The 14,575-nt window shown below is 65.5% G+C and carries 9 protein-coding genes and 1 tRNA gene; 5 read left to right on the forward strand and 5 right to left on the reverse strand.

Annotated elements, in window-relative coordinates:
* Positions 1–54: 54 nt before the first annotated feature.
* From A6M56_RS22700 to A6M56_RS22710, 3 genes are all read left to right on the forward strand, one after another.
* On the forward strand, positions 55–627 hold the full coding sequence (locus tag A6M56_RS22700; protein ID WP_102079951.1) for a twin-arginine translocation signal domain-containing protein: 573 nt from the start codon (positions 55–57) through the stop codon (positions 625–627).
* A 32-nt stretch (positions 628–659) separates the two neighbouring features.
* Positions 660–2,240: a GMC family oxidoreductase gene (locus A6M56_RS22705; protein ID WP_102079950.1), complete on the forward strand. Its 1,581-nt coding sequence runs from the start codon at positions 660–662 to the stop codon at positions 2,238–2,240.
* A gap of 143 nt (positions 2,241–2,383) precedes the next feature.
* Complete coding sequence (locus A6M56_RS22710) at positions 2,384–4,336, forward strand: sigma-54-dependent Fis family transcriptional regulator (protein WP_045787260.1); 1,953 nt, start codon at positions 2,384–2,386, stop codon at positions 4,334–4,336.
* A 132-nt stretch (positions 4,337–4,468) separates the two neighbouring features.
* Here the strand turns inward: A6M56_RS22710 and A6M56_RS22715 are convergent, their stop codons facing one another.
* From A6M56_RS22715 to pepN, 5 genes are all read right to left on the reverse strand, one after another.
* Positions 4,469–5,983, reverse strand: a complete 1,515-nt coding sequence (locus A6M56_RS22715) for a sensor domain-containing diguanylate cyclase (protein WP_102079949.1) — start codon at positions 5,981–5,983, stop codon at positions 4,469–4,471.
* Between the two features lie 405 nt (positions 5,984–6,388).
* A complete protein-coding gene (locus A6M56_RS22720) occupies positions 6,389–6,781 on the reverse strand; it encodes a LysR substrate-binding domain-containing protein (protein ID WP_180964239.1) in 393 nt (130 codons plus the stop codon).
* Between the two features lie 299 nt (positions 6,782–7,080).
* Positions 7,081–7,156 (reverse strand) — tRNA-Thr (locus A6M56_RS22725).
* Positions 7,157–7,231: 75 nt separating this feature from the next.
* Complete coding sequence (locus A6M56_RS22730; protein ID WP_045787258.1) at positions 7,232–8,248, reverse strand: class 1 fructose-bisphosphatase; 1,017 nt, start codon at positions 8,246–8,248, stop codon at positions 7,232–7,234.
* Between the two features lie 46 nt (positions 8,249–8,294).
* Positions 8,295–11,009, reverse strand: a complete 2,715-nt coding sequence (pepN, locus tag A6M56_RS22735) for an aminopeptidase N (protein ID WP_102079947.1) — start codon at positions 11,007–11,009, stop codon at positions 8,295–8,297.
* Positions 11,010–11,163: 154 nt separating this feature from the next.
* Between pepN and A6M56_RS22740 the strand changes: the two genes are divergently transcribed.
* Both A6M56_RS22740 and A6M56_RS22745 read left to right on the forward strand, forming a co-directional pair.
* Positions 11,164–11,808, forward strand: coding sequence for a DUF4136 domain-containing protein (locus tag A6M56_RS22740; protein ID WP_102079946.1), 645 nt, complete (start codon positions 11,164–11,166; stop codon positions 11,806–11,808).
* A 294-nt stretch (positions 11,809–12,102) separates the two neighbouring features.
* The gene (locus tag A6M56_RS22745) at positions 12,103–14,424 is read left to right on the forward strand and encodes an NADP-dependent malic enzyme (protein ID WP_045787255.1); all 2,322 of its coding nucleotides are present in this window, start codon (positions 12,103–12,105) and stop codon (positions 14,422–14,424) included.
* Positions 14,425–14,575: the final 151 nt, after the last annotated feature.

The following is a 14,575-nucleotide window of genomic DNA, read 5'->3' on the forward strand; positions in this document are numbered from 1 at the left end:
ATATCCACAAAACGAGGCGCGCCCTGTGCCCGCCCACAAAAGGAGGCAATCACCATGAAACCCACGGCACCCGCTGGCCCCGCCATGCGCGTACTGGACAAACAACCGAAGGTGTCGCGCCGAGGCTTCCTGCGCGGCAGCGGCCTGGCCGCGATCGGCGTCACGGTCATCCCGGCGGCCATGGCGGCCAGCAAGGACGTGGCGGTCACGCAGAGCTTTCCGCGCCTCGGTACGGCCACCGGCAAGACGCTGGTGCGCATGGCGCGCGACATCTATCCGCACGACAAGCTATCCGACACGTTCTACGTGGAGGCGGTCGCGCCCTATGACGCCGCCTCCGCCAAGGACCAGGCGGTAAGAACGCTGCTGACCGACGGCGTGAAGGACCTGGATCAACGCGCAAGGCAGCGCTATGGCGTGCCCTATGCCCAGGTCAAAACCGAGAGCGAACGCGTGGCGCTGCTCAAGGACATCGAACCCACGCCCTTCTTCAAGAAGGTCCAGGGCGACCTGGTCACGGGGCTCTACAACAACAAGAAGCTGTGGCCGCTGTTCGGCTACGAGGGCTCGTCGTGGCAGAAGGGCGGCTACCTGCACCGCGGCTTTGACGATATCGACTGGCTCTGAGCCGGCACACAACAAAACAGGAGACAACCATCATGGCGGATCAGGCAAGGTTCTCGCTCGACGATGACAGCGTCGTCGTGATTGTCGGTTCGGGGGCAGGCGGCGGCACGCTGGCCAACGAACTGGCGCAGCGCGGCGTCAAATGCGTGGTTCTGGAAGCCGGCAAGCACTACACGCAGGCCGATTTCGAGAACGACGAATGGGCGATGTTCAACAAGATCTCGTGGCTCGACAAGCGCACCTCGGCCGGCGGCTGGCATCACACCAAGACGTATCCGAACCTGCCGGCCTGGATTGTGAAGGGCGTGGGCGGCTCGACGGTGCACTGGTCGGGCGTGGCGCTGCGGTTCCAGGAGCACGACTTCCACACCAGGACTACGTATGGCGCGATCCAAGGCGCCAACGTGCTCGACTGGCCCATCACGCTGGCAGAACTCGAGCCGTATTACGAACTGGCAGAGAAAAAGATGGGCGTATGCGGCACAAAGGCCAGCGGCCTGCCGCCGATGCCGCCGAACAACCACTACAAGGTGATCGAGGCGGGCGCGAAGAAGGTCGGCTACAAGCACATCGTCCGCCCGGCGGCGTCCAACTCCGAACCGTACGACGGCCGGCCCGGCTGCATGCAGATCGGTTTCTGCATGCAGGGCTGCAAGATCGGTGCGAAGTGGTCCACGCTCTATACGGAAGTGCCGCGCGCGCAGGCCACGGGCAACGTTGAACTGCGGCCCGAATCGATGGTGCTGCAGATCCAGCACGACAAGCAGGGCCGTGCCAACGGCGTGCTCTACGTCGACAACAAGGGCCGCAAGCAGCTGCAGAAGGCGCGCGTGGTGTGCGTGGCCGGTAATTCGATCGAGTCGCCGCGGCTGCTGCTGAATTCGGCGTCGAGCATGTTTCCGGACGGGATGGCGAACTCGTCGGGGCAGGTGGGCAGGAACTACATGAACCACGCCACGGCGGCGGCGGTGTCGATCCACAAGAAGCCGGTCTACATGTACCGCGGCTTCGACATTGCCGCCGTGGTGGCTGACGAGGTGCCGCTGAACACCAAGCGCGGGTTTGTCGGCGGCTACTACCTTGAGGGCCTGGCGATTCACCTGCCGTACACGGCGGCGTTCATGAAGCCGGGCGGCTGGGGGCGCGACTTTACCTCGGCCCTGGAAATGTACGACCACATGAGTTGTGTCTGGGTATGCGGTGAAGACCTGGCGCGCGAGCAGAACAGCATCACGCTGCATCCGACCGAGAAGGATCAGTACGGCCTGCCCATCCCCATTGTCACCAAGACCTATCACGAGAACGACGAGAAGATCACGGCGCACGGCCTCGTGCAGTGGCGCAAGGTGTCGGAAGCGGTGGGCGCGACCCGCGTGATCGACATGCCGGCCTATCCGGCCAGCCACAACATGGGCACCAACCGCATGAGCGCCAATGCCCGCGATGGCGTGGTCAACAAGTGGGGCCAGGCGCACGACGTGAAGAACCTGTTCATTTCCGACGGCAGCCAGTTCACGTCGAGCTCCGCGGCCAACCCCACGCTCACCATCGTGGCGCTGGCCATCCGGCAGGCGGAATACATTGCCGGGGCATTGAAACGGCAGGACATCTAGGCCCGCCGGCCTGGTCGCCGGCACGTTGCGGTGACCGGGCAAATCGATTAGCGTAGACCGCATCGCGGGCCCCTCAACGACCGGCACGAGACCGGCGGCATGGGCTCCGCATCCCTTCCAATGCGGCGGCCAAGGAGACAGTCGTGCAGCAAAAAGCACACCGCGCACATATCGAGCGGCTGCTCGCCTTTTCGCAGCAGCCGGGGGAGGCGCACGGCGTCATCGAGCGCTCGTGGCGGCGCTGCCTGGACGACTACGGCCGCGACCCCAGCCGCCCGACGCCCGCGTACATCGTCGAGGCGCATCAGCTGCGCGAGCACAAAGACCAGATCGAGGATTTCCTGAGCGTCGCCCGCACCGGCATGGAGCAGCTCTACAAGCGCGTCTCCGGCCTCGACTACGTGCTGCTGCTGACCGACGCCTATGGCGTCACGGTCGACTTCATCGGCAACGACCACCTCGACCGCGAACTCAAGCGCTCCGGCCTCTATCTGGGCGCCGACTGGAGCGAATCGCGCGCCGGCACCTGCGCGGTCGGCACGTGCATCGTCGAGCAGGCCCCGGTCACATGCCACCAGACCGACCACTTCGACGCCTGCCACATCTCGCTCACCTGCAACAGCGCGCCGCTGTTCGACCCGACGGGCAACTTCCTGGGCGTGCTCGACGTGTCGGCGCTGAGCGCACCGGCTCCACGCGAAGGGCAGCACCTCGCGCTGCAGATGACGGCCATGTATGCGCAGAAGATCGAAGACGCCAACTTCCTGCGCTACTTCCGCGACCAATGGATTCTGCGGCTGGGCTCGACGTGGTCCCTGGTCGATGTGGACAGCGAAATCATGATCGCCTTCGATGCCGACGGCATCATCCGCGGCATCAACAGCGGCGGGCGGCGCAAGCTGCGGCTTCAGAGCGATCCGCATGCCGACGTGCGCGGGCATCTGCTCACGGAAGTGTTTCGCGAAGACATGAGCGAGCTGTGGCGCATTGCCCGCGCGGGCACCTCGTCGGAGCGCACGGCGGTGCGGATGTTCGACCACGGCGTGTACTACGCCACCGGGATTCCGCCGCGCGGTGCGCCGAGCAAGCCGTCGATGCCATCGGCCGCGGCACAGCCCGCCTTGCCGAGCCCCGAGGCGAGCGCAGCGCTGGACGCCCTCGGCGCAGACGATCCGCACATGCAGCGGCTCATCCTGCAGGCCAAGCGCCTGGCCAACAAGCCGCTCAACATCCTGGTGCAGGGCGAGACCGGTACCGGCAAGGAGGTCCTCGCCAAGGCGCTGCACAGTGCGAGCGAGCGCCGCGGCAAGGCGTTCGTCGCCGTCAACTGCGCCGCGATTCCCGAATCGCTGATCGAGAGCGAACTGTTCGGCTACACGCCCGGCACGTTCACGGGCGCCCGCAGCAAGGGCATGCGAGGCCTGATCGCACAGTCGGATGGCGGTACGCTCTTCCTCGATGAAATCGGCGACATGCCACTGCACCTGCAGAGCCGGCTGCTGCGCGTGCTGTCCGAACGCGAGGTGATGCCGCTCGGCTCGGAAAAACCGATTCCCGTTGACCTGCGCGTGATTGCCGCCTCGCACCGCGACCTGCGTCAGCTGATTGCCGAGCAGCGCTTTCGCGAGGACCTCTACTACCGGCTATGCGGCGCAACGCTGCACCTGCCGACGCTGCGCGAGCGGCGCGACAAGGATTACCTGATCGGCCGCATCGTCGAGGAAGAGGCGCGCCAGCTCGACATGCAGGCGGAGCTCGCACCGGCCGCGCTGGCCCTGCTGCGCAATTACCCGTGGCAGGGCAATGTCCGCCAGCTGCGCAACGTGCTGCGTTTCGCGCTGGCCATGAGCGACAACGGCTTGATCGACGTCGATGCCTTGCCGCCCGAGATTCTGGAGGGCTCGACCGGGAGCATGCCGTCGGCGGTTCCTGCCGCGGCCGAGGCAGCTGCCGGCAACGAGCGCGAAGCGCTGCTGGCCGCCCTGCGCCGCAACAAGTGGCGCATTACGCAGGTCGCGCACGAGCTTGGCATCGCGCGTGCGACGGTCTATCGGCAGATGGAGCGGTTCGGAATCGTCGCGCCCAATCAACAGTAGTAAGGCGGGCGGGCGAGACATCGCAGCGGTGATCACGGCCTCTGGTCCGCAGCGCACGATGGATGCCTGCGGTACCGGAGGCACATCCTTGCAGCGTCACGCAACCGTTCGCGGCCAGCGCGGCTCCTGTGCCTAGGTGGCCGCGACGGGCTCCGAGGGCGTCGAGGCGGCGGCGATGTCGTGGAAGGAGACGGTCTTGTTTCGTCCGCTGGCTTTGGCGTAGTACAACGCTTCGTCGGCCTCCTTGATGAGGTCCTGCGCCTCTCCCACCTGCTCGGGCGTCCAGGAAGCGAGGCCGATACTGACGGTAACGTGCCCGAGGTCGCTCCCGACGTGTTCGATCAACAGTCCGATGATTGCGGTTCGGATCTTCTCGGCGATCTGGCGCGCGCCGGCTTCCGGGGTATCGGGAAGCAGCACGATGAACTCCTCTCCACCGTAACGGGCCGCTGTGTCGCCGGGGCGGCGGATGTTGTCGGCAATGCATCGGGCGACGGCGGCGAGCGCGTCGTCTCCGGCCTGGTGTCCGTAGGTGTCGTTGTAAGGCTTGAAGCGGTCGATATCGATGAAGAGCAGGGAAAGGGTGGACCGCGCCCGGCGTGCGCGTCGCCACTCGTTCTCCAGCAACTCTGCGAACCGGCGGCGATTGCTCAGGCCCGTGAGCCCGTCGGTGCGGGCGAGCAGCTCAAGCTCGTACTCGGCGCGGATTCTCCGGCGCAGCTGTGCGCCAAGCATCAGCGTCAGCACGATGAAGGAAATACCGAACGCGAACACCAGACCGCCGATGATCAAGGCGCGGCTTCGCCACCTGGCATAGATATCGTCCTCGGCCTCCGCGACCATGATGATGAACGGCAGCTTCGTGAAGTGCTTGAAGTAGTAGACCCGTCGGACCCCGTCGATGGAGGCGGTCTCGGAAAACGTCCCTTCCCGGGCCGTTTGGAACTTCTGGAAGGTGGCGGCCTTGCTGATGTTGCGGCCGACGATCTTCGGGTCGTACGGCTGGCGCATCACCATCACCCCATTGGAACCGATGAGCGAAATGGCGCCGCGCTCCCCCAGATCGAGACCGCCGAAGAGCTTGTGGAAATAGTCGAGATTGAGCGCGACCACGGCAATCCCGCCAAACGACCCGTCCGGCTTGGAAATGCGTCGTGACAGGGCAATGCTGAGCGCGCCGCCCCGCAGGCGCGACACATAAGGGTCACTGATGTACAGGCCGGCGTCCGGGTTTTCCCTGTGGATCGTGAAGTACCTGCGGTCCGCGAAATTGCCCTGCCGCGGGACGTCGTTGGCCGAGTCCTGAACGATGTTGCCGTGCTCATCGAAGATCAGCATCGCGCCGAGGTAGTCTGCCGTCATCGCATGGTCGAACAGAATCGCCCGCCGCAGCGCGGGTGGCACCGACATGATGTTTGGCAACTGCAGGTTGTGGATCGCCGCCTGCAGGGACAGGTCGTATAGCTCGATGTTGCGTTCGATGTCGCGCTCTGCCAGCAAACCAACGTTGCGCGAGGTTTCGCGGGCACGCTCCAGCGCGTCGGCACGGCTCTGGATAAGTTGCAACACACACACACCCATCAGCGCACAGGCAATGACGATGCCGATACCGATGATCGAATATGGAATGCGTCTGCGATGGGGCATGGGTCTGCTAGGGAGGAGGGAAGCTGTCCCCCGAAGGCGCGAAGGACCGTTCTTATACTATCGGATATGCAACAAGTTGTTGTCTTACATCGGGGGACCGGGCCCGTCTAGGCCTTCCACCTGTTGCGGTTTAATTCACAACCCGACCGTAGTGTTGTAGTGATCGTCGTTGGGTTGGTGGGTGTCCTGCTGGACATGCCATCCGTGGGGGCGATCCTGGGCTTCCATCGGGTCTCCTCCGCATGCAGCGGGCGTCGATCTATCGACCGACTCGTTTGTGCAGGGCGCAGGCGAGCCGCAGGTGCTTGGGGGCGGCACAGTGTTGCCTCTGCAGGAGCCGGACATCGGAGGATGCGGCGGTCGGGTTGCCGGAGTACCGGTCGGTGCGCCCCGCATGCGCGATCGTCACTGTTGGTCGTTATCGCGCCCGGCTTTTAGGCGCTTGAGGAACCAGCGGCCCGCCGGCCCAGGCGGTGTGTCCTTTCGGTAGACAGCAAACATGGCGATCGGAGGCGTGTACGGTTGGAAGGCTTCAAGCTGCAACGGCACGAGCTTTCCCGAATCGAGGTCATCCTGAACCATCGCCACCGGCATGTGCCCCCAGCCGAATCCAGCGCGCAGGAAGGCATGCCTGGCGCCCAGATCGGCCAGTCGCCATCTATGCGGCGAGAAAACGCCGAAGGTCTTGCCTTCCGTGAGCGTCGTGCGATCGGTGAGCACCAGTTGCACATGCTCGTCGAGATCAGCGGGACGAATGACCCACGGCTTTGACCCCAACGGATGGGACGGCGCCGCCACGGTGATTCCAGCCTGCGAGCGTCGAATCGGCTCCGCTGCACCTGTTCGCCGGCAAGATGGCCAACGAACTCGCGGCTGCCAACGCCAGCGCGGTCGCAAAGGGTCTGCACGGGTGGAAGGGCTCTCTGAACCCACTGAGTTCGCGACTAACCCGGTGATGGCCACATCATGGCGGGCCGAAGGGTATGAGGGCGATAGGCGTCTCGCGGCTGATATGGGCAGCAGCGATCTGCGCGTACGCCAGATTTGCGCCAAAAAAGACAAAACCCAAGCATAGGCTTGGGTTTTGGGTGATGTCCTGGTGCCGCTGACCGGAATCGAACTGGTGACCTTCGCATTACGAATGCGCTGCTCTACCGACTGAGCTACAGCGGCGTCGGAAACAGCGATTCTAGCAGAACTTTTTGCCACCCTGCAAGCACCGCTGAAACCTCGGGCAAAACCGCGTCGTCATGCCGTCTTGGCGGCCTCGCGGTGGTACTGCGTCACGCGGTCCACTTCGTTTTTCGACCCCAGGATCACGGCCACGCGCTGGTGCAGCTTCTCGGGTTGGATGTCGAGAATGCGCTCAAGGCCGTTGGTGGCGGCGCCGCCGGCCTGTTCCACCAGGAAGGCCATCGGGTTGGCTTCATACATCAGGCGCAGCTTGCCGGCCTTGCCAGGCTCGCGCTTGTCCCACGGATACATGAAGATGCCGCCGCGCGTGAGGATGCGGTGCACGTCCGCCACCATCGAGGCGATCCAGCGCATGTTGAAATCCTTGCCGCGCGGGCCTTCGGTGCCGGCCAGGCATTCGTCGATGTAGCGGCGCACGGGCGGGGCCCAGTGGCGCATGTTCGACATGTTGATGGCGAATTCCTTCGTATCGGCCGGAATCTTCACATCGCGGTTGGTCAGGATGAAACTGCCGACTTCGCGGTCGAGCGTGAACATGTGCACGCCGTTGCCGACGGTCAGCACCAGCGTGGTCTGCGGGCCGTACACGGCATAGCCCGCGGCGACCTGCTTGGCGCCCGGCTGCATGAAATCGGCCTCCGAGACGGCCTCGCCGGGCTTGGGCATGTGCAGCACCGAGAAGATCGTGCCGATCGACACGTTCACGTCGATGTTGGACGAGCCGTCGAGCGGATCGAACAGCAGCAGGTATTCGCCCTTCGGGTAGCGGTGTGGAATCTCGTAGAACGATTCCATCTCTTCCGAAGCCATGGCGGCGAGGTTGCCGCCGTATTCGTTGGCCTCGAGCAGGACTTCGTTGGCGATCACGTCCAGCTTCTGCTGGGTTTCGCCTTGCACGTTGCCGGTGCCGGCCGAGCCGAGCACGCCGGCAAGGGCCCCCTTGTTGACGCTGTGCGAGATCGCCTTGCAGGCGCGCGCCACGACTTCGAGCAGCAGGCGCAGCTCGGCCGGGATGGTGTTGTGCTCGCGCTGCTCTTCGATCAGGTAGCGGGTGAGGTTGATGCGCTTCATGGGTTCTCCTGAGACGGGCGCGATTTTACGATACAAGCGGTGACATTCAGGCCAGCGCCTTGCCGACGATCTCCCGCACATCGCGCGAGAGGCTCGGGTGTGCCGCCACGCGCTTGAGCGCGTCGTGCATGGCGTCGCGCAGCGCCGGCACGTATTTGCGCCAGCGGTCCATCACGCGCGCCAGGCGCGCCGACACCTGCGGATTGATCGCATCGAGCGCCAGCACCTGCTCGGCCCAGAACGCATAGCCGGAGCCATCGGCGGCGTGGAACTGCGCGGGGTTGCCCGAGCAGAAGCTGAAGATGAGCGAACGCGCCCGGTTCGGGTTGCGCAGCGTAAAGGCCGGATGCGCCATCAGTGCGCGCACGGTCGCCAGCGTCGGCTTGCCCGCGGCACCTGGCTGCATGGCCTGCAGCGAGAACCATTTGTCGATGACGAGCGCGTCGTCGGCAAAGCGGGTGTAGAAGTCGGCGAGGGCGGCTTCACGGCCGGGGCCGTAGCTGTTCACCATGGCAGAGAGGGCGCCCATGCGGTCGGTCATGTTGGTGGCGGCGGCGTATTGCTTTTCGGCGAGGGCCAGCGCTTCGGGCGCCTCGGTTTCCACGAGGTAGCCGAGAGCGATGTTCTTGAGCGCGCGCTTGCCCGCGGAGACGGCATCCGGCGAATACGCGCCTTCGGTCTGGTTGTCGTGGTAGGCGCGCAGCAGCTCGGCGTTGAGTGCCTCGGCCAGCGTGCGGCGCAGCGTGCGGCGCGCGGCGTGGATCGCGGCCGGGTCGGCCACGTCCATGCGCTCGGCCAGGTAGCTCTCGGCCGGCAGGATCAGCATCTGCTCCCGGAAGGCCGGGTCCAGGGCGCGATCGGCGACCACGGCGCGCAGCGCCTCCACCAGTGCGGGGTCGACAGCGGGCGCGCGGCCCTGCTGGATGTCGGTCACCATGCGCAGCAGCGTGTCGGTGGCCAGGCGCTGGCCGGCTTCCCAGCGGTTGAACGGGTCGGAATCGTGCGCAAGCTGGAAGGTGAGCTGCTCGGTCGTGTAGCCGTACTCGACGATGACCGGCGCCGAGAAATTGCGCAGCAGCGAGGGCAGCGGCGCCTCTGCCACGTCTTCGAAGACGAAGGTCTGCTCGGCCTCCGTGAAGTCGAGCACGCGCGTGGTGGCGGGGCTGCCCGATGCCGTTTCACCGCGCAGGCGCAGCGGCAAGTCGCGGCCCTGGCTGTCGATCAGGCCGATGGCGAACGGGATGTGGAACGGCTGCTTCTGGATGCCGCTGCCCACCTCGATGCCGACCGGCTCGCAGCGCTGGCGCAGCGTGAGCGTATAGGTGTGCGTGGCGGCGTCGTGGCGGCCTTCCACGGTGACGACCGGCGTGCCGGCCTGGCTGTACCACCGGCCGAATTGCGTGAGGTCGCGGCCGTTGGCGTCGGCCATGGCGGCGCGGAAGTCGTCGCAGGTGACGGCCTGGCCGTCGTGGCGCTGGAAGTACAGGTCCATGCCCTTGCGGAAGCCGTCGCGGCCGAGCAGGGTCTGGTACATGCGCACGACTTCGGCGCCTTTTTCATACACCGTGACGGTGTAGAAGTTGTTGATCTCTTCGTAGCTGTCGGGGCGCACCGGGTGGGCCATGGGGCCGGCATCTTCGGGGAACTGCGCCTGGCGCAGCAGGCGCACGTCTTCGATGCGCTTGACGGCGCGCGCGCTCGCAGCGGCCGTTTCGTTGCCCGCCTGGGCGGCGGCCTGCGCAGCCATGTCGGCGGAGAACTCCTGGTCGCGGAACACCGTCAGGCCTTCCTTCAGGCTCAGCTGGAACCAGTCTCGGCAGGTGACGCGGTTGCCCGTCCAGTTGTGGAAATACTCATGGCCGACCACCGATTCGATGTTGGCGAAATCCACGTCGGTGGCGGTTTCCGCATTGGCCAGCACGTACTTCGTGTTGAAGATGTTCAGGCCCTTGTTCTCCATCGCGCCCATGTTGAAATCGCCCACGGCGACGATCATGAAACGGTCCAGGTCGAGCTCCAGGCCGAAGCGGCGCTCGTCCCAGCGGATCGAGTGGATGAGCGAATCCATTGCATGGCGCGTCTTGCCCAGATCCTGCGGCTCGACCCAGACCTGCAGCAGCTTTTCCTTGCCCGAGGCGGACTGGATGCGCTCTTCAATGCATTCCAGCTTGCCGGCCACCAGCGCAAACAGGTACGACGGCTTCTTGAACGGGTCGTGCCACACCGCCTCGTGGCGGCCCTCCGGCAGGTCGCGCTCGGACACCAGGTTGCCGTTGGACAGCAGCACCGGGTAATCCGCCTTCGAGGCGCGCAGCGTGACGGTGTAGACCGTCATCACATCCGGGCGGTCAAGGAAGTAGGTGATCTTGCGAAAGCCTTCCGCTTCGCACTGCGTGAAGAAGTTGCCGTTCGAGACGTACAGCCCCATCAGCGACGTGTTGGCCGCCGGGTTGCAATAGGTGGCGATTTCGAGCGTGAAGCTGGCGCCCACGTCTGCCGGGACCGCGTCCACCGTCAGCGTGTCGCCGCTGGCCTGCAGGCCGGACAGCGCCCGGCCGTCGAGCGTTGCGCCCGCCAGCTCCAGCCCTTCGCCCATCAGCACGAGCGGCCTGCCGGCCTCGGTGCGGGTCATGCGCATGCGGTTGACGACGCGGGTGCGCTCGGGCGCGAGGTCGATTTCCAGGGCCACGTCGTCGATGCGGAAGGCCGGGGCGGTGTAGTCCTTGCGGTAAATCGTGGCGGCGGTGTCGGTGCGCAACATCGGTAACATCCTCGTAGCGGAACGCAAAAGACCATTGTACTCAGGCCCCCGGCGGGAATCTTCCATGCCGGGCCTGACTCTCAGTCACAGGCCGTCCGCAACGCTTTTGCGCCTGTGCAGCCATCTGTCTGATCGAGAGTAGGGGGATTTTTCTATGTGGAAGTGGAACAAGACATCGGGCGTCTGGCCGATGGGCGGTGCGCTGCTCGCGGCCAGCCTGCTGGCGGGCTGCGCGAGCACGGTCACCAGCCAGGTGACGGCATTCCGGCAGCCGGGCTGGAACGATACCCCGCCCCGCACCTACGCCTTCGAGCGCAGCCTGGCGCAGCAGAACGATCTCGAACGGCAGACCTACGAGGCCTGGACTTCAGACCAGCTGGCCGCACACGGCTTCACCAGCGCGCCGCGCGGGAACGCGCGCTACCTCGTCCGCGTGGAATACTCGACGGCCACGCGGCTCGTGCAGGTGCGGCAGCCGGTCTATCCGGACCCGTACTGGGGGCCTGGGCCGTGGGGTCCGTGGCGCAGTCCGTGGGGGCCCTGGGGCCCGTGGGGTCCGCAATATGTCGAATCAAACGTGCAGGTACCGGTCTATACGTACCACGCCGAGATCGACGAGGCGGCCACCGGAAAGCGCGTCTACCAGGTGACGGCCCAGACACAAGGCGGCGATGGGTCGCTGACGGCCGTGATGCCGTATCTGATCCGCAGCGCATTCGCCAACTTCCCGGCGCCGAACGCGCAGCCCATCCTCGTCGAGCTGCCCGTTGATCCATCGGTGAAACCGGCGCCTAAGTAATGCGCCCGGGTGGGCTTGGCGGCCTCTCTACGTTAGAATGCGTGACCTAATTTGTAGGCCGCCAGCCGTACCCTGCTTGAGCGTTGTCACTCCATCCCACCCCGCGCCGACCGCCACCCCTGGCCGGCGCCGCTTGCGTCCCGTCGCTACCGTCCTGACGGCGCACCGCAACGCTTGCGGCCTCGCTTCCGGTTTCTCCCGGTTCCTCCTGTTTTTTGCCCCTCCGTACCAGGGTGAGCCTGCCTGAGCGCACGTGCGTTTCCGCGGCAGAACACCCCATCAGGATTCATCCATATGAACGACAAGCTTCACGATGCCTCGCCGGATTCCCAAGACAAGGGCGCCGAGGCCGAATTGCGCCGCGCTGCACTCGAATATCATCGCGCCCCCACGCGCGGCAAGATCGAGGTGCGCCCCACCAAGGCCCTGATGAACCAGCGCGACCTGTCGCTGGCGTACTCGCCGGGGGTGGCCTACGCATGTACGGCCATCGAGCAGGATCCGTCGCTGGCGGCCGAATACACCTCGCGCGGCAACCTCGTCGGCGTGATCACCAACGGCACCGCCGTGCTGGGCCTGGGCGACATCGGCCCGCTGGCCGGCAAGCCGGTCATGGAAGGCAAGGGTTGCCTGTTCAAGAAGTTTGCCGGCATCGACGTGTTCGACATCGAGCTGGCCGAGCGCGATCCGGACAAGCTGGTCGACATCATCGCCTCGCTGGAGCCGACGCTGGGCGGCATCAACCTCGAAGACATCAAGGCGCCGGAGTGCTTCTACATCGAGCAGAAGCTGCGCGAGCGTCTAAACATCCCCGTCTTCCACGATGACCAGCACGGCACGGCGATCATTTCTTCGTCGGCGCTGCTCAACGGCCTGAAGGTCGTCGGCAAGGACATCGCCAAGGTGAAGGTGGCGGTGTCGGGCGCGGGCGCGGCGGCCATCGCGTGTCTGGACCTGATGGTGAGCCTGGGCGTCAAGCGGGAGAACATCTACGTGGTCGACTCCAAGGGCGTGATCTATGCCGGCCGCGACGCCAAGATGGAGCCGAACAAGGCGCGCTATGCACAGGACACCTCGGCCCGCACGCTGGCCGACATCGTGCGCGATGCGGACGTGTTCCTCGGCTGCTCGGCCGCCGGCGTGCTGACCGCCGAGATGGTCAAGACGATGGCCGACAAGCCCATCATCCTGGCACTGGCCAACCCCGAGCCGGAAATCCGTCCCGAGGTGGCCAAGGCCGCCCGCCCTGACTGCATCATTGCAACGGGCCGTTCGGATTATCCGAACCAGGTCAACAATGTGCTGTGCTTCCCGTACATCTTCCGCGGCGCGCTCGATTGCGGCGCCACCAAGATCACGGAAGCGATGAAGCTCGCTTGCGTGAAGGCCATCGCTGAACTGGCCGAAGCCGAGACGAACGATGCCGTGGCGCAGGCCTACGCCGGCCAGGAACTGAACTTCGGCCCGGATTACATCATTCCGAAGCCGTTCGATTCGCGCCTGATCGAGAAGATCGCCCCGGCGGTGGCCAAGGCGGCCGAAGAGTCCGGTGTGGCCACGCGCCCGATCCAGGATCTGGATGCCTATCGCGCGCAGCTGAGCGACTTCGTGTATCACACCGGCCTGACGATGCGCCCGGTCTTCTCGGCCGCGAAAGCCAACCCGAAGCGCGTCGTGTACGCCGAGGGTGAAGAAGAGCGCGTGCTGCGCGCCGTGCAGACGGTGGTCGACGAAGGCTTGGCCAAGCCGATCCTGATTGGTCGTCCGCACGTGATCGAGATGCGCATCCAGAAGGCCGGCCTGCGCCTGAAGGCCGGCGTGCATTTCGAGCTGGTGAACCCGGAAGACGATCCGCGCTATCACCAGTACCACACGGCCTACCACGAACTGATGGGCCGCAACGGCGTGACGCCCGACATGGCGAAGTCGGCGCTGCGCCGCTCGAACACGCTGATCGGCGCGATGCTGGTGCGCCTGGGCGACGCCGACGCCATGCTGTGCGGCACGATCGGCCGCTTCGACGCGCACCTGGAGCACGTGCGCGATGTGATCGGCCTGGCGCCGAACGCCAAGGTGTTTGCGGCCATGAACGGCCTGATGCTGGAGAAGCACACGCTGTTCATCGCCGACACGTTCGTCAACGAGAACCCGAGCGCTGAAGAGCTGGCCGACATCACCAAGCTTGCAGCCGAGGAGGTGCGCCGCTTCGGCCAGGAGCCGAAGGTGGCGATGCTGTCGCACTCGATGTTCGGCTCGTCGAAGAACGCGTCGGCCCGCAAGATGCGCGCCGCGTACGACCTGCTGAAGACCGAGGCGCCAGACCTGCAGGTGGAAGGCGAGATCCAGGGCGATGCGGCGCTGTCGGAAGACATCCGCCACCACTTCCTGCCCAAGAGCGCGTTCTCGGGCAGCGCGAACCTGCTGGTGATGCCGTCGCTGGATGCGGCCAACATCGCGTTCAACCTGCTCAAGATCACGGGCGGGCAGGGCGTGACGGTGGGCCCGATCCTGCTGGGCGCGGCCAAGCCGGTGCACATCCTGAACCCGTCGGCCACGTCGCGCCGGATCGTCAACATGACGGCGCTGGCGGTGGCGGACGTGTCGGCCGCGCGCTGATCGGTTGATCGTCGCGTTCGGGCCGCCGCAGCGCGGCGGCCCAATGAAAAACGGCGCCTGGGGAAAGTCCAGGCGCCGTTTTTATTTGCTGCCGACGGCTCAGAACTTCGCGCGGATGCCCACGCCGAACGTGTCGGCCGAGCTCAGGTCC

It is taken from the genome of Ralstonia sp. RL (assembly GCF_001683835.1).
In the GTDB taxonomy this organism is placed as follows: domain Bacteria; phylum Pseudomonadota; class Gammaproteobacteria; order Burkholderiales; family Burkholderiaceae; genus Ralstonia; species Ralstonia mannitolilytica.